Annotated in this window: 16 protein-coding genes and 2 pseudogenes; 8 read left to right on the plus strand and 10 right to left on the minus strand. The window is 60.2% G+C overall.

Annotation, left to right across the window (positions count from 1 at the left end; all coding sequences use genetic code 11):
* Positions 1-89: 89 nt before the first annotated feature.
* The 3 genes and pseudogenes from GWC77_RS25270 to GWC77_RS25280 form a co-directional block, all read right to left on the minus strand.
* Positions 90-479: pseudogene (locus GWC77_RS25270) on the minus strand (patatin-like phospholipase family protein); the annotation flags it as partial.
* A 35-nt stretch (positions 480-514) separates the two neighbouring features.
* Positions 515-1,024 (minus strand): DUF1697 domain-containing protein, encoded by a 510-nt coding sequence (locus tag GWC77_RS25275; protein ID WP_173261460.1) that lies wholly within the window; start codon positions 1,022-1,024, stop codon positions 515-517.
* Between the two features lie 147 nt (positions 1,025-1,171).
* Entirely contained in the window at positions 1,172-3,061 is a 1,890-nt protein-coding gene (locus GWC77_RS25280) for an MHYT domain-containing protein (protein WP_254367170.1), read from the minus strand.
* A gap of 309 nt (positions 3,062-3,370) precedes the next feature.
* Between GWC77_RS25280 and GWC77_RS25290 the strand changes: the two genes are divergently transcribed.
* The 4 genes from GWC77_RS25290 to GWC77_RS25305 all read left to right on the plus strand — a co-directional run bounded on the left by GWC77_RS25290 (position 3,371) and on the right by GWC77_RS25305 (position 5,757).
* The gene (locus GWC77_RS25290) at positions 3,371-3,541 is read left to right on the plus strand and encodes a hypothetical protein (RefSeq protein WP_173261459.1); all 171 of its coding nucleotides are present in this window, start codon (positions 3,371-3,373) and stop codon (positions 3,539-3,541) included.
* Between the two features lie 59 nt (positions 3,542-3,600).
* On the plus strand, positions 3,601-4,032 hold the full coding sequence (locus GWC77_RS25295; RefSeq protein ID WP_173261462.1) for a chromate resistance protein ChrB domain-containing protein: 432 nt from the start codon (positions 3,601-3,603) through the stop codon (positions 4,030-4,032).
* A complete protein-coding gene (locus tag GWC77_RS25300) occupies positions 4,019-5,275 on the plus strand; it encodes an MFS transporter (protein ID WP_173261464.1) in 1,257 nt (418 codons plus the stop codon). Before GWC77_RS25295 ends, GWC77_RS25300 begins: the two co-directional genes overlap by 14 nt.
* A 239-nt stretch (positions 5,276-5,514) precedes the next feature.
* Positions 5,515-5,757 carry a DUF2127 domain-containing protein gene (locus tag GWC77_RS25305; protein ID WP_173261466.1) on the plus strand — a complete coding sequence of 81 codons (243 nt, stop codon included), beginning with the start codon at positions 5,515-5,517 and terminating at the stop codon, positions 5,755-5,757.
* Here GWC77_RS25305 and GWC77_RS25310 read toward each other — a convergent pair.
* Entirely contained in the window at positions 5,752-6,792 is a 1,041-nt protein-coding gene (locus GWC77_RS25310) for a patatin-like phospholipase family protein (RefSeq protein ID WP_173261468.1), read from the minus strand. The genes GWC77_RS25305 and GWC77_RS25310 overlap by 6 nt on opposite strands.
* Positions 6,793-7,452: 660 nt before the next feature.
* Here GWC77_RS25310 and GWC77_RS25315 point away from each other — a divergent pair.
* From GWC77_RS25315 to GWC77_RS25325, 4 genes and pseudogenes are all read left to right on the plus strand, one after another.
* Positions 7,453-8,019 (plus strand): hypothetical protein, encoded by a 567-nt coding sequence (locus tag GWC77_RS25315; protein WP_173261470.1) that lies wholly within the window; start codon positions 7,453-7,455, stop codon positions 8,017-8,019.
* Between the two features lie 47 nt (positions 8,020-8,066).
* The gene (locus GWC77_RS25320; protein ID WP_254367171.1) at positions 8,067-8,462 is read left to right on the plus strand and encodes a hypothetical protein; all 396 of its coding nucleotides are present in this window, start codon (positions 8,067-8,069) and stop codon (positions 8,460-8,462) included.
* A 178-nt stretch (positions 8,463-8,640) separates the two neighbouring features.
* Positions 8,641-8,967 carry a four-helix bundle copper-binding protein gene (locus tag GWC77_RS29795; protein ID WP_254367172.1) on the plus strand — a complete coding sequence of 109 codons (327 nt, stop codon included), beginning with the start codon at positions 8,641-8,643 and terminating at the stop codon, positions 8,965-8,967.
* A 109-nt stretch (positions 8,968-9,076) separates the two neighbouring features.
* Positions 9,077-9,751, plus strand: a pseudogene (locus tag GWC77_RS25325) (acetyl-CoA C-acyltransferase); the annotation flags it as partial.
* 44 nt (positions 9,752-9,795) lie between these two features.
* On the opposite strand, the gene GWC77_RS25330 reads toward GWC77_RS25325, so the two are convergent.
* The 6 genes from GWC77_RS25330 to GWC77_RS25355 all read right to left on the minus strand — a co-directional run bounded on the left by GWC77_RS25330 (position 9,796) and on the right by GWC77_RS25355 (position 13,879).
* Positions 9,796-10,908, minus strand: a complete 1,113-nt coding sequence (locus GWC77_RS25330; RefSeq protein ID WP_173261472.1) for an ArsO family NAD(P)H-dependent flavin-containing monooxygenase — start codon at positions 10,906-10,908, stop codon at positions 9,796-9,798.
* 72 nt (positions 10,909-10,980) lie between these two features.
* Positions 10,981-11,481, minus strand: a complete 501-nt coding sequence (gene arsN2, locus GWC77_RS25335) for an arsenic resistance N-acetyltransferase ArsN2 (protein ID WP_173261474.1) — start codon at positions 11,479-11,481, stop codon at positions 10,981-10,983.
* On the minus strand, positions 11,468-12,535 hold the full coding sequence (arsB, locus tag GWC77_RS25340; RefSeq protein WP_173261476.1) for an ACR3 family arsenite efflux transporter: 1,068 nt from the start codon (positions 12,533-12,535) through the stop codon (positions 11,468-11,470). Before arsB ends, arsN2 begins: the two co-directional genes overlap by 14 nt.
* A 9-nt stretch (positions 12,536-12,544) precedes the next feature.
* Complete coding sequence (locus tag GWC77_RS25345) at positions 12,545-12,952, minus strand: arsenate reductase ArsC (protein ID WP_173261478.1); 408 nt, start codon at positions 12,950-12,952, stop codon at positions 12,545-12,547.
* Between the two features lie 103 nt (positions 12,953-13,055).
* On the minus strand, positions 13,056-13,541 hold the full coding sequence (locus GWC77_RS25350) for an ArsI/CadI family heavy metal resistance metalloenzyme (protein ID WP_173261480.1): 486 nt from the start codon (positions 13,539-13,541) through the stop codon (positions 13,056-13,058).
* Positions 13,538-13,879 (minus strand): helix-turn-helix transcriptional regulator, encoded by a 342-nt coding sequence (locus GWC77_RS25355; RefSeq protein ID WP_173261482.1) that lies wholly within the window; start codon positions 13,877-13,879, stop codon positions 13,538-13,540. The genes GWC77_RS25350 and GWC77_RS25355 overlap by 4 nt, the downstream gene beginning before the upstream one ends.
* Positions 13,880-14,065 lie beyond the last annotated feature (186 nt).

Genomic DNA, 14,065 nt, shown 5'->3' on the forward strand with positions numbered 1-14,065 from the left:
GGGACTGCTCGGCGCGGCGTGGCGGCAGCGGTTCCGGGCTACGCCCTTCACCGCTGCCGCCACGCCAGTACTCTCATCCTGATTGACGCGCTGCTCTCATCTTGTTTGACGCGCGGCAGCCCGAGCCAGCAGGCCGGATTGGGCTGAAAGAATCCTTCGATGCCGCCGCCGATGATCATCCATTTCGCAAAGATTTTGTCCCAACTCGGCCAAGCAGCGGCTACGTCCAGACGGGTGTGGTCGGTCACCTGGTTCCAGAATTCCGCCAGCCGTCGATAACGGCGCTCCGGCGGATTCCCGGCGATCAAGGCTGCGTTGATCGCGCCAATGGAGGTGCCGATCACCCAATCGGGCTGTATGCCCGCTTCGTCCAGCGCCTGATAGACACCAAGCTGATACGCGCCCAACGCGCCACCACCCTGAAAGACCAGCACGACTTGTCCGGGCAACTCTATGCGCGCTGACGGATTTGCTCTCATCGCGAATGCCATTGACGATGTGTGGGACGATAGGTCTACGCTCCCGCCAATTCGGCGAGCTTTGCCACGGTGTTCATGTTGCGAGCGGTTCCGAACTTGGCTGCCAGGATCTTCAGTTTCGAGTGCGCCATTCCATCCCCATAGTGCACGTAGATCTCGCGCTTTCCGAGCGCGATCTCTTCCGTCTGTTGGCCGCTCACGCCGGCCAGGGTATCGGCGGGTGGCGGCGCATCGAGGAAGATAGCGACCGTGCGATTCGGCGCAGCCGATCGGAAAGGATTGTCAGCAAGAACCGCATCCAGTTCCGCACCGGTTCGAATCATAACGCCTACCTGCTTGCCGGCGTATGCCTCCAGGCAACGCTCCAGCTTGGTCTTCACCGAGGCTTCAGCGAGCTTACTTTCGAAGACGACGTTGCCGCTTGCGATATACGTGCGTACCTCGGCAAAGCCGAGGGACTCGCACATCGCCCGAAGCTCGGACATTGCGAGTTTGCCAGTGCCGCCGACGTTCACGGCGCGCAGGAGAGCGATATAGGTGTTCATCGGTGCATTCTATCGCCGCATCCGTCGAGATGGTTTTGGAGATCATGATGCCGGTATATCGGCTATAGGATGGGTTGCGAAATTCAATCGTTCACGTCTGGTGTCGGCAGTTCAGCCTACGTAGCGTAGCGGAGTGCAGCAGGCGCACTACTGCTTCGCTGTAGCTTGCACAGCCGCAAGCGGCAAGGTGGCGGTCAACGTGAAGCCCGCCCCCGATGCCGTGACGATCTCCAGGTCGCCGCCGAGCCGCGCGACTCGCTCGCGCAATCCGATCAGCCCTAGCGAATTGCGCCTGACGGGGGCTTCGTCAGCAACGCCATGGCCATTGTCGGCGATGCGCATGACGCAATGCGGATCCTCGCGGACGATGTCCAGCTTCACCACGGTCGCCCCCGAATGGCGCGCCACATTGGTCATGGCCTCTTGAACGATGCGGTAGACGGTGTTCGCGCTCTCGCGATTGAAGTCGATCCCGCCCACATCGATATGCGTGACAACGCGCACTTCATGGCGCCCCGAGAACTCGTTGACGAACCAGTCGATGGCTGGAATGAGCCCAAGATCGTCCAGCATGACGGGCCGCAGGTCCGCCGCGATCCGCCGCACCGATTCGACCATGTTGTCAATTGACACATACACGCCATGCAACGCTTGCGCGGGCGACGTCGGCGCCGCGCCGCTCAGCGTCTGCTCCACATGCGCCACCAGCATCTTCAATGCCACTAGCTGCTGCCCTAGCTCATCGTGCAATTCACGAGCGATGCGCGTTTTTTCTTCTTCACGCACGTGTTGAACGTGACCGGAGAGTCGCCGCAGTTCTTCACGCGATAGCCGCAGCGCCTCGGTTCTTGCGCGCAATTCGTCCTCGGCGCGCTTGCGACGCTGGATGTCCTCTACGATCGAAATGAAGTAGTTCGGCTCGCCGTCTTCCTTATGCACGAGTGCGACTGTGAGGTTGATCCATTTCGTGCCGCCGTCCTTCTTCAGGTAGCGCTTTTCCAGCGTGTAAGTGTCGAGCTTCCCCTCGAGCACCTGATGCATTTGCGCGAGGTCGGTATCGAGATCGTCCGGATGCGTGATGTCCTGAAAGGTCAGTAACGACAGTTCCTCCCGCGTATAGCCGATGATGTCGCACAGTTTCTGGTTGACTCGCAACCAGCGGCCCTCCGGGCTCACAAGAGCAATGCCCACTGCCGCCTGTTCGAAAGTCGCACGGAAACGTTTCTCGCTTTCGCGCAGCGACTGGATTGCTCGCTCGAGGTCGGCGCCCCTGTGGCGCAACTCGTCGTTTGCTCGCCTGAGCGAATTCGACAGGCTGCTGGTGTTCGCCCCGAGGAAGAGAAGCGTTCCGATCAGCACTGTTAGCGAACTCGTCGATACCAGCAGTGCCAGCCAGTTCGTATCGAGTTTGTCGGCAGCAAGACAGATGCTTCCCGCCTCGAAATTCGCCGCATCCATGCCGGTATAGTGCATACCGGTGATTGCCAGTCCCATGATCACTGCAGAGCCGAGGCGCTTGGGCACGAGGTTTTGCTGCTCTGGCGTACGCAGCGTGAAAGCCATCCAAAGCGCGGCGATCGACGCTGCGATAGCAATGCCAACCGACGCCATCACGATCCACAACGTATAGCGAATTGGCGGAGACATCTGCATCGCCGCCATGCCCGTGTAGTGCATGCCGGCAATGCCGAGCCCCATGAGTGTCCCTGCGGCACCGAGGCGGGCGCGGGAGAGCGTTCCCTGCGTCACTGTGACCAACGCCAGAAACGAAACCACCACCGCGATCAGCAGCGAATCGGCTGTGGTGGAAAGATCGTATCCGACCGGAATCGGCAGCGCGAAAGCCAGCATGCCGATAAAGTGCATCGACCATATGCCGATCCCCATTGCAATGGCGCCGCCCAGCAGCCAGGGTATCCGTCGCAGTGCCTGTGGCAACGAAGCGATTCGACCGGACAGTTCCAGAGCGGTGTAGGAAGCAAGGAATGCGACAACGAAGGAGACAAAAACCAGTAATGGGTTGTAGGTCCCGCTCATGTCGGTGGCTCCCCTTACGGCTTGCTGCACAACGATGGCGCTGATCGCACAGGGTTTTACGGGTTCAGGTTCGTGATGGGGACACTTCACGAGGCACTCGAGAGACGTAGAGGCGGGGCGTCATTGGCTTACTGAGCGAACGACCCTCATTGTGCATTCATCCTTCCATATGAGTATATGGCACGTAACGCTCTTTGGATCACATTACTAGCGCCACACCTCCCGCGACGTAACGCTCGGACACGACCGCTCGAATCAACTTGCAACGCTAACTTGTATTCATTTCTACGCCTGCGTAGCATATTCAACATGAATTCATTATCGACCTGGTCGCTGCTCGTGCTGACGCTGCCCAACGAGAACGCGACCGGGCGCATGCGCTTTTATCGAGCACTGAAGGCCAAGGGCTGCGCGGTGCTGCGGGACGGCGTCTTTATCCGCTTATTCATTCGCACGCTATCTGACAGGAACTGCTCATGAGCTTCTATATGAAACCGCTCATATGTGATCCCCCCGGCCCGTATTAGAGGAGCGAAATCATGAGATGGATTACGCGCGAACGTCCCAAAGTCGACCGTATTGCCTGCCCTTGGCTGATTGCCCGCTTCATCGATAACGAGCCCGAGTTTCTGTATGTGCCTAGCGATCATGTCATGCGCATCGCACAGGAAACAGGGGCCACCCCGTTCGACGTACCGAGCGTTGAGCTCGGTCATCACGGCGAGCTCTGCAGCTTCGATGCGTTTGTGAGCAAGTATCGATTGGACGATCCCGCGCTCCTGAAGCTTGCCCGCATCGTCCGCGGAGCCGACACGGGGCGCCTCGATCTGGCTCCCGAAGCGGCCGGCCTCTACGCAATCTCAATCGGGCTCTCGCAACGCTTCGACGACGACCACAAGCAATTGCGTCACGGCATGATCGTCTACGACGCACTGTATGCCTGGTGCAAAAGCAGTGATGAACACGCGTGAAGCTGGCCGTTCCCCCTTGTTGCGCGACCGACTCTGGCATTGGGTTTTGCCGGCCGGCGCCGGCAGCGCCGCACGCGTGCTGCTGATCAGCCGGAGTTTGCGCGGCTTATGTGACGGGTACGTCGCTGTACTGCTGCCTGCATACCTGCTCTCACTGGGCTTGGGCAAACTCGACGTCGGTCTGGTGAGCACCGCGACGCTCATCGGCTCTGCGGTCGCCACAATCGCCGCCGGCGCGCTTGCGCATCGTTTTGCGGCGCGTAGGATGTTCATGGTCGCGGCCGCACTGATGATCGCGACCGGCATCGCGTTCGGAGCGTTATCGTCGCTTTGGCCGCTTCTGATCGTGGCATTCGTCGGCACGCTCAATCCGAGTTCGGGCGATGTCAGCGTTTTTCTGCCGCTCGAGCAGTCGCGTCTTGCCGAGTCAGCCGCAGGCAATGCTCGCACGGCATTATTTGCACGCTACAGTCTGGTCGGCTCGGTGTCAGCCGCGGTCGGTTCTCTCGCGGCAGGTATCCCCGAGTGGCTGACCGATCATACGCGAATCGCCCCGCTTCCCGCGATGCGCATGATGTTCCTGATGTATGCCGTTACAGGCATCGTCATCTGGTTCCTCTATCGTAGGCTGCCGCGCGCGACCCTTGATGCCGAGCATCGCTCGGCGCCGCTTGGGCAATCACGGCGCATCGTGACGCGCCTCGCGCTACTGTTTAGCGTCGACGCGTTTGCCGGTGGCCTGGTCGTCAATTCGCTGCTGTCGCTATGGCTCATGCAGCGCTTTGGTCTGTCTCTGAGTGCAGCGGGCCAGTTCTTCTTCTGGACCGGGCTCTTGAGCGCAGCGTCCCAGCTTGCGGCCCCCCCCCTCTCCGGCAAGATCGGCCTGCTCAACACGATGGTGTTCACGCACATCCCTGCCAGCCTGTGTCTGATCGCCGCGGCGTTTACTGCATCGCTTCCGGCGACCTTGACGCTCTTGCTGATCCGCAGCGCGCTATCGCAGATGGATGTCCCTACACGCACAGCCTACGTGATGACAGTCGTCACGCCGGCAGAGCGACCCGCCGCCGCGAGTTTCACATCCGTGCCGCGCAGCCTTGCCGCGTCGCTCGCACCAACGTTGGCGGGCGGCCTGATTGGAATGGGATGGCTCGGTGTGCCGCTCGTTGCCTGTGGCGCGTTGAAGATCGCCTACGACCTTTCGCTGCTATTCGCCTTTCGCCACGTCAAACCGGAGCCCTAAGCAGAGCCGCTACACGCTCGCATGCGCCATAAGAAGCGAAGTGCCTAGCTAGAACCGGCATCATTCGCAAAATCCATTCAGTGCGCGGTCTATCCACCCACTCTCAGAGGAGGGAAATGTGATGTCTTCATTACGACGTCTCTCGCAGGCAGTCGTCTTTGCCGTCGGTGTCTGTACCGCCGCCTCTTCCCGTTCCGATCAATTACTATCGAAGTGTCATATCGGAGGCTTATCCGACGGTGAATAGGTTCAACAACTTTCTCGACGAAAAGAGGGTTCATCTTGCGTTCAAGGTAAGCTTGTGGTGCAAGGGTGTTTTCGCGCTATCAGAGATCGTCGCGGGCGCGGCCACCTATTTCCTGCCGCCGCAACTGTTGCTGACTTTTGTCCTTTGGGTCACCAAGGAGGAATTCGTCGAAGATCCTCAGGATCTCGTCGCCAACTTCATCCTGCTAGCTGCGAGATCGAACCCGATTCTATGATTCTCGCCGCCCCTCCCTTCGACGTTTAGAGTCATCGGCGGCATCGATCGCACGCAGGGCGTCCCGATAGCCGCGTTCGATTCTCGAGCGGGTCGACCCACGCGAAAAATCAGTGGCCGCGCCGATCGACTCCTGCCCTTCGCCTCTGACGAGGATCAGCCGATCGACCTTCCGGTGCGCCATCAGTTTTCTGTAGGCAGGATGCCTTCGTAGCGTACTTTCCGCCGGCAATTCATCGTCCAGGTGTTCGATCAAGTCGAGATAAGCGTTGAATTGTTCGAACAGTTTCAGATCAAGGCGCAGCTTACCGAAAAAATAGATTTGTAGAAGTCTGCCGATGACGTCTGACAACGTGCGGGGCGTAGACGGCGCGATATGGTTACAGTCCATGGCAATCAGTTCTCGCCTCACGTGCGAGGCGTCCGGCTTCATCGTTTCCAGCGCGTTGATCGCGCATCGGAGCGGCGTGTTCGATATCAAACCACCATCCCAATACGGCGAACCGTCGATGTACGTCATCGGAAAGATTGGTGGCAAGCTTGCACTGGCGACGATGTGATCCAACGTAAGTCCTCTCGTGTTGTCGAACTCTTCGTAGATTCCGGTGGCGACATTCACTGCCGTCACGATCACCCGTATGTCACTGGCATTCAGCTTTTCGAAGTCGATCGCACCGGACAGCCATTGCCTAAGCGGCTCGATGTCCAGCATGCTCGTGGCGAGCAACGGGGAGAATGCAAACGTGCGATCGATGTGGAGCATACTGTCGGCACCGAAGAAAGCAAGCCACGCTTCCATGCCGGGAATTGCCGGCAGGGCCGATACCGAAAGGTGCTCCCACATTCGATCTAACGTTTCGATCGGGTCATCTTTAGCTCCAGCAAGCACCGCTGCCGAAAGCGCACCGATCGAAACACCTGTAATAACGTTCGGCCGGAAGCCGGGGCGTTCGAAGAAGGGCTTCAGCGCGCCGAATTCGTATGCACCGAGCGCTCCTCCTCCTTGTAGAACGACAGCGGTCAGGGTGGTCGTCATATGGCGTACGGAGTCTAAGATCGATCGTGAGCGGCGAGCGCGGTACACCTCATACCGCCCGCGCGCCCTACTGCTGGACACGACGAGCGTCCGACCGCCCCGCCGACTGAGGCACCAGCCAGAACGCCGACAATCGTCGCCACGGTCTTACCGGATCCTCCGCCGATCTGTACAACCGATACGAAATGAGTCTTCATTAGCTCCTCTCCCGCGGACTCCGTTAGCAACCCAGCGGCCGACGAGGGACGCTCGCCTCGAAACACGCGCGTCGACGTGGCTCGTTTGATGGTGCCCGTTTGATGGTGCCCACCTGCCCGGATTCCCAGTTGACCCAGGTCAACCAGAAGTGAACCGTCACGACGAACACCGCGCCCGCCAATCGAGGCGGGCGAGACACCATGCCTGTGAGGCCAATCGAGAATCGATTCGTCGGCGATCTTCGCGCCACCGTCCCTTAGCGTAAGAAATGGCGATCGAGCCCACGACTCGATATGAGTGCGCCTGACCGCAAACAGGCGCGCACCCCCCCATCCTTGACTTGACTTGACTTGACTTGACTTGACTTGACTTGACTCGGATCAAAGACAACGCAGCCCAAGGGAGCAAGATTTCTCATGGGCATACATCCCTCAGGGATGTAACCAGATTGGAGAACCCACCATGGAAATCTCTTTCCGAGACCTCATGACAGTCCTGCACGGCATGGGCTTTGGAGCGCTATTCATGCTCGCCTTCTCGGGAGCGATTGCCGAGCTTTACCGGATGAGCGCACCGGGCGCGCCGTCGGTGCCGACGCCGAGAGAGCACAGCCTCCTTATGCTGTACCTCTCCGCGATGGTCGTTCTCGCGTGGGCTACGGTCTTTTCTGGCGCTTACGTCGTCTACCCATGGTATCGAGCCATACCGCCTGCCGGCCTTTCCGACCTCTCGAACTATCCGCAGCGTCTCTTGATGTCAAGTCGCAACACGTCGGGTTGGCATAGCCTAGGGATGGAATGGAAGGAGCACGTGGCCTGGCTCGCTCCGATTTCCATCACGATGGTGGCGTATGTATTCGGGAAATACGGCCCCGCGCTCGGAAAGCTGGTGCAAATCCGCCACGCCATCCTTGCATTCGCGATCGTCGCCTTTATCGCTACCGGCGTTGCGGGCGCATTCGGCGCTTTCCTGAACAAGTACGCACCGGTGCGCGGTGGCGCCGCGCTCCATCTCATGACCGGAGAATAAACATGAGCACCTCCAGGACTGGAACCTCCGCCGAACGGACAGGCGGCATGCCCCCGAACTTGGGAGGGGCACCTTCTGAAAGGACGACCGCGGCACCACGCGCGCAAGCCTCCGACGCAACAGAGGCTATTTCCAATGGTCCCGCGGCCGCCGCGATCCTTGCTGCTGGAATCGGATGTTTTGCCGTCGGGTTGTTCGCCCTTGCCGGCGACGCATTCCGGTCCTTTGCCCATTTCTTCACGTTCTATAAGCCCACAGGCCCGCTTTCCGGGGTAACGACGAGCGCAATCATCGTCTGGCTGTTGTCCTGGTTCGTGCTGTCGCGCCACTGGGGTACCCGGTCGGTCGCATTGGGTCGAGTAACGGCCGCGGCGTTCGTTCTATTGGCGCTCGGCGTCCTGCTGACGTTTCCGCCATTCATGGACCTGCTTCAGGGCAAGTAGTGGAGGCGGCCGAGCGGCGCTAGTCGGAGACGGTGAGGGAGCGCAGACTCCCTTCTCTATCGAAATTCCTTCCGTAGGCGCCGTCGGCGCAAGGTTCGCGACGCACTTCGCACCGTGGCACGCCCGATGCTGATCTGTTCCGTTGACCCATCGCTTTCCTGCGTCTAACGGAGGTTTCATGGCACACCAACAGCATCAATCCTGCATTCAGGCGTGCGACGCTTGCGCCGCCGCATGCGATCACTGCTCCACGGCCTGCCTTTGTGAAAGTGATGTCGCCAAAATGGTCGAATGCATCAAGCTCGATATCGACTGCGCGGACGTCTGCCGCCTCGCGTCCGCACTCATGGCCCGAGGCAGCCGCCACGCAAAGGACATATGCGCGCTGTGCGCGTCAATCTGCGCGGCCTGCGCCACCGAGTGCGAGAAACACCGACACGACCATTGCAAGCAATGCGCACAAAATTGTCGCGAGTGTGCCAAGGAATGCCAGGCCATGGCTTAGTTGGCGAACCGCCTGAGAAGCTTGATGACTGGCACCTACGGAGGCGCGCTCAAAGATATGCCCGCGCCCGCGCTTGGCGCTGCAGTGGTAAGCGAAAGCCTGAACGTGCGGCATCTCCCGGGCGGACCAGGATCGTTGGGCGCTGCGCTCTCAGCAACGTTTTGCGCAGGCACAGGCTGCCGGCCTGTTCGACGCCGAAGTCGTGTCACTGGAAGTACCCGGGCGCAAGGGCCCGAGCATTTTCAACCGCGACGAGCACAATCGGCCTGACACCAGCGCTGCATCGCTTGCCAAGCTCAAACCGGCCTTTCGCAAGGACGGGACGATCACCGCGGGCAACGCGCCCGGCCTAAACAGTGGAGCAGCCGCCATGATCGTTGCCGAGCGCGGCTGGGCAGAACGCAACGGCATCACGCCGATGGCACGCCTCGTCAGCTATGGCGTGGGCGCTGCGGAGCCGGGTATGTTTGGCCTCGGGCCGATTCCCGCCGTGCGCCAAGCGCTCGCGCGCGCCAATTGGTCGGTGAGCGACGTGGACCGCGTGGAAATCAACGAGGCGTTCGCCGCGATCGCCTTGGCGTGCCTACGCGAGTTGGGCTTTGCCGAAGATTTCGTCGATGCGGAAGGCGGAGCCATCGCGCATGGTCATCCGATCGGCGCAAGCGGCGCGGTGCTTGCCACTCGCCTACTGCACCAGTTGAAGCGCATCAGTGCCCGACGTGGCATCGTCACACTCTGCATTGGCGGCGGCCAAGGCATCGCCCTGGCGCTCGAGATGCTCTGATGTCCGCATAGGGCGCGGCAACAGAGCGGCCTTAGACCAACCCGCTATTGCGGCGCCTCATCCCCGGCTCTGCGCGACACCGGGGCAGCGGCCGCGCGGGTTGTCTCAAGAAATTGCACGATACCCTGCGCGGCATCGCGGGCACCGCGCATCACACCAATCAGCGTAGCCGATGCGGCGCCACACCACTCGCCGTAGCCGACAAGCCATAAGCGCGCCTCGTCTCTGGACCGGGTTGTCCCATCCGTCCTCGGCGCGCCGTCAACGATGCTCAATTGCAACGGGCCAAGATGGCTCAGCGCGGGACGGAATCCGGTACACCAAATCACAACGTCTACGTGGGAAGAGGATCCATCACCCCATACGACGCCGTCCGCATCGAAGTCGCTAAACGGACGTCGCGAGATCAAAACGCCGCGCTCACGTGCCTCTCGCACGGGCGGCACCATGACGATATCGCCTAAGCCGCCGACCGGGACAGGCGGCGTCACCCCTTCGCGCAAGGCCTTCCATCTGGCCGTCGCGCGCTCGAACAGCACTTGACCGTCGACGTCGTCTGGAAGAAACACCGGTTCATGCAACGTCACCCACGTTGCACGGCACACCTTCGATACTTCAGCCAGGATCTGCGCGCCCGAGTTACCGCCTCCAACCACGAGCACGTCCTGCCCGTGCAATTCGTCAGAACAGCGATACTGTGCCGAGTGAATCTGGCGACCGCGAAAAATTTCACGCCCGGGGTAGTCAGGGGTGTAAGGTGCGCTCCAGGTGCCGGTCGCGCTGACAACAGCCTTGGCGAGCCATTGTCCGCGGTCGGTCGCAACCAGCAGACCGTCCTGGGCGGGTGACACCGACTGCACATGAACGGGGCGCAGAACCGGAATCTGATAGCGGTCCTCATATCTCGCCAGATAGTCGATGACCTCATTGCGCGAAGGGTACTCTTGCTGCGATATCGGCATCTGCCACCCCGGCAACGAACTCCATGGCGCCGGCGAGAAGAGGTGCAGCGAGTCCCATGTATGTCGCCATGCGCCTCCCGCCGCGCTCTGGTCATCCAATACGACGTAGTCGATCCCGGCCCGACGGAGGAAGTACGCGGTAGCGAGCCCGGCCTGACCACCCCCGATCACCACGACATCAATCTGCGTCGGCATAAGCTAATGTCCCGTCGATAACCCCGGAGCTTGCTTGCGGCCTCGGGTCGGCTGTCAACTTGGCGATCCGACTCAATCGTGTCGCGCTATCTGTGCATCGCTCCCCTGAGAGCGACCCGCATTCAACGCTCTCCACAGGCACGGATGCGTTTGCGGGCAAAGGTGCGTAAATTCCGGCAGCGCACCTACTGCTGGCGGGACGCTGTTTCGCTCTATGCGAGTGAATCCGCGCCGCGCGAAGAAGGCATGTGCGGCCTCATCATTGGGAATAAGGTACAGCGCACGGACGGATCGCGTTTGCGCCAGCGCAAGTGTCGCGTCGACTAGGCGAGCACCCAGCCCCGATCCGCGCAGTTGCGGGCCGACTGCAACCGAACGCAGCAGAGCCGCATCGCCCACCTGCTCGAGGCCGGCGACACCGACGATCCTGGCTTCGCCTACGGCGACATGAAAACCGTCCAATCTTTCCGCTGTCAGGTCGCTCGAAGGCAGCCCGCATGCCTCCAGCAACGCACGGATACCGTCGAAATCGGCGACGGTTGCGGGTCGAATAGCGCAATCAGCCGCGTTCATACCAACCCTTGGACGTATTGACGATTTTCACGACCACAAGCATCACCGGTACTTCGATCAGGACGCCCACTACCGTGGCCAATGCCGCACCCGACTCAAAACCGAAGAGACCGATGGCCGCCGCCACGGCCAGTTCGAAGAAGTTCGATGCCCCGATCAAAGCCGAAGGGCATGCCACGTTGTGCTTCTCGCCAACCATGCGGTTCAGCCAGTAGGCCAACGCCGAATTGAAAAACACCTGAATAAGAATCGGCACGGCAAGCAACGCGATGATCAGCGGCTGCGCGAGAATCGCTTGACCCTGGAAGGCAAACAGGAGCACCAAGGTAGCCAATAGTGCGCAAATGGACCACGGCCCAATCCTGGTCATCGCGGCATCGAACGCGCTCTGCCCCTTGGACATGAGCCTCTTTCGCCAGATTTGAGCAAGCAAGACGGGGATGACGATATAAAGTGCGACCGACGTCACTAGCGTCGCCCAAGGCACCGTTATGGCGGATACGCCCAGCAGCACGCCGACCAGCGGGGCGAATGCGAAGACCATGATCGTGTCGTTCAATGCCACCTGCGACAGCGTAAACAACGGGTCGCCGTCGGACAATTTGCTCCAGACGAATACCATTGCGGTACACGGCGCTGCGGCGAGCAAAATGAGGCCGGCAATGTAACTGTCGAGCTGGCTTGCAGGCAGCAACGAGGCGAACAGGTGACGGATGAACAGCCATCCGAGGAACGTCATCGAGAACGGCTTCACGAGCCAGTTGACAAACAAGGTGACACCAATGCCGCGCACATGCTGCCTGACCTGATGAAGTGCGCCGAAATCGACCTTGACGAGCATCGGGACGATCATCACCCAGATAAGCCCCCCTACCGGCAGATTGACGTGGGCCAGTTCCATCTTGCCGACTGCATGGAAAACGCTTGGCGCCGCCTGCCCCGCTACAATGCCCGCGACGATGCAAAGCAGTACCCAGATCGACAAGTAACGCTCGAACACACTCATCGTCGCTTTTGCAGTGCGCTTGCTAGTGGTTTCGCATTGAACGGCCATCTCTCTCCCTCACAAACCCAATGCTTCGAGCACTGCCGGCACCAGGCGAGCGCGGATATCGTCTCGGACGGCTATAAAGCTGCCGAGCGGCTCGCCGTGAGGGTCATGGAACCCGACGTGAATGCGCTTGACCGGACGCGGGAAAATTGGACAGTTTTCCCTCGCGTTGTCACAGACGCTGACGACCAGATCGATGGGTTCGTCCATCACCGCTTCGACGGTTTTGGGAACAAGCCCGTCGGTCGGCAGGCCAGCCAGCTTCAGCGCCTCGATTGCACCGTCAGCCACTTTCGGTTGAGGGGAAGTCCCGGCGGAAATCGCCCGGACCCGGCCAGCCAAATCGTGATTGAGGATGGCTTGGCCCATTTGGGAGCGGCACGAATTGCCGGTGCATAGTACGAGAACGGTCTTGTTCATAGTGTGGCCGGATACATCTTTCTTCTAGAAGTACGTCAGAGTGCCCGGTTACTGGCGCGCATACGTCCGATAGTCAGATTCGCTTTTCGCTTGCGACGGACACTCAGCAGCACGATGACGAAGACTTGACAGGGCGTACGCCCTCCTCTGCGCGCGGCGATCCGCAGCATGCTGCGACGTCCGACGCCGCTTCAGGGGCCGACGTCCGTTGCGGCTCGCCAAATGTGGGGATATCGGACAACGTGTGATAGGACTCCCACGCGATGCCCTGTGGATCCACAGTCCAGTACTTGTCCGAGCGCGCATAGCAGCAGGCCGTACCGGGCTGGGCGTCGACCGGCATCGCCGCACCCTCGAGACGACTGTGCATTTCGGACAGCTCCGCCTCACTCTCGACTTGGATACCGAGGTGGTCGAGCCCCGGCACAGCGCCTCGCTGCGAAATCGCAAAATTGACGCGTGGGTCGTCGAGCATCCACTTCGCGTAATCGGGCTTTCTGACAGTGGGCTCGCTTGCGAAGAGCGCCGAATAAAAGCGAACGCTAGCGGCCAGATCTTCAACGGCCAAATGGACGTGCAGGCGTTTCATGACTGATCCTCCGGGAGTTTCTTGCGGGCGCGGACGCGCACGGGTGTACATGGATTGCCGCCACAGCAGTTCTCGGTCAGGTACGCTAACAGTGCGTTCATTGCCGAGTAATTTGCCGAATAGATCATGAAGCGACCCTGCTGCAGTACCGTTACCAACTCCGCGTGTGCGAGCTCTTTCATGTGAAAGGACAAAGAGGATGGTGCGATCCCCAACTGCTCGGCAATCTGGCCAGCGGCCATCCCGCCGGGACCAGCCTGAACAAGCAGCCGAAAGACGGCGAGCCTCGATTCCTGCGCCAAAGCACCCAGAGCGCGAACTATGCGTTTCGTTTCCATACTTCCACAATAATAGAAATATTAAATAGATGCAAGCGACGTAGAGTTCGGCCGTATCCCGCTGTGGCGCGACAATCTGGATGAGAGACGCGCGACAAACAAGATGAGAATGTCGCGGCGAGGTTGATGATGCCGATGTTGATTGACGCTGACAAGCGTTTGTTGATTGACGCTCGGCGCATGTTG

It is taken from the genome of Paraburkholderia sp. NMBU_R16, assembly GCF_013282575.1.
In the GTDB taxonomy this organism is placed as follows: domain Bacteria; phylum Pseudomonadota; class Gammaproteobacteria; order Burkholderiales; family Burkholderiaceae; genus Trinickia.

What these genes read in the sequence shown, in the direction of transcription:
- GWC77_RS25350 (WP_173261480.1), bottom strand. Translation starts at nt 13,541, where the DNA reads ATGAAACGCCTGCACGTCCATTTGGCCGTTGAAGATCTGGCCGCTAGC.
- GWC77_RS25290 (WP_173261459.1), top strand. Translation starts at nt 3,371, where the DNA reads ATGAATTCATTATCGACCTGGTCGCTGCTCGTGCTGACGCTGCCCAAC.
- GWC77_RS25315 (WP_173261470.1), top strand. Translation starts at nt 7,453, where the DNA reads ATGGAAATCTCTTTCCGAGACCTCATGACAGTCCTGCACGGCATGGGC.
- GWC77_RS25300 (WP_173261464.1), top strand. Translation starts at nt 4,019, where the DNA reads ATGAACACGCGTGAAGCTGGCCGTTCCCCCTTGTTGCGCGACCGACTC.
- GWC77_RS25310 (WP_173261468.1), bottom strand. Translation starts at nt 6,792, where the DNA reads ATGACGACCACCCTGACCGCTGTCGTTCTACAAGGAGGAGGAGCGCTC.
- GWC77_RS25320 (WP_254367171.1), top strand. Translation starts at nt 8,067, where the DNA reads ATGCCCCCGAACTTGGGAGGGGCACCTTCTGAAAGGACGACCGCGGCA.
- GWC77_RS25355 (WP_173261482.1), bottom strand. Translation starts at nt 13,879, where the DNA reads ATGGAAACGAAACGCATAGTTCGCGCTCTGGGTGCTTTGGCGCAGGAA.
- GWC77_RS25280 (WP_254367170.1), bottom strand. Translation starts at nt 3,061, where the DNA reads ATGAGCGGGACCTACAACCCATTACTGGTTTTTGTCTCCTTCGTTGTC.
- arsB (WP_173261476.1), bottom strand. Translation starts at nt 12,535, where the DNA reads ATGGCCGTTCAATGCGAAACCACTAGCAAGCGCACTGCAAAAGCGACG.
- GWC77_RS25345 (WP_173261478.1), bottom strand. Translation starts at nt 12,952, where the DNA reads ATGAACAAGACCGTTCTCGTACTATGCACCGGCAATTCGTGCCGCTCC.
- arsN2 (WP_173261474.1), bottom strand. Translation starts at nt 11,481, where the DNA reads ATGAACGCGGCTGATTGCGCTATTCGACCCGCAACCGTCGCCGATTTC.
- GWC77_RS25330 (WP_173261472.1), bottom strand. Translation starts at nt 10,908, where the DNA reads ATGCCGACGCAGATTGATGTCGTGGTGATCGGGGGTGGTCAGGCCGGG.
- GWC77_RS25275 (WP_173261460.1), bottom strand. Translation starts at nt 1,024, where the DNA reads ATGAACACCTATATCGCTCTCCTGCGCGCCGTGAACGTCGGCGGCACT.
- GWC77_RS29795 (WP_254367172.1), top strand. Translation starts at nt 8,641, where the DNA reads ATGGCACACCAACAGCATCAATCCTGCATTCAGGCGTGCGACGCTTGC.
- GWC77_RS25295 (WP_173261462.1), top strand. Translation starts at nt 3,601, where the DNA reads ATGAGATGGATTACGCGCGAACGTCCCAAAGTCGACCGTATTGCCTGC.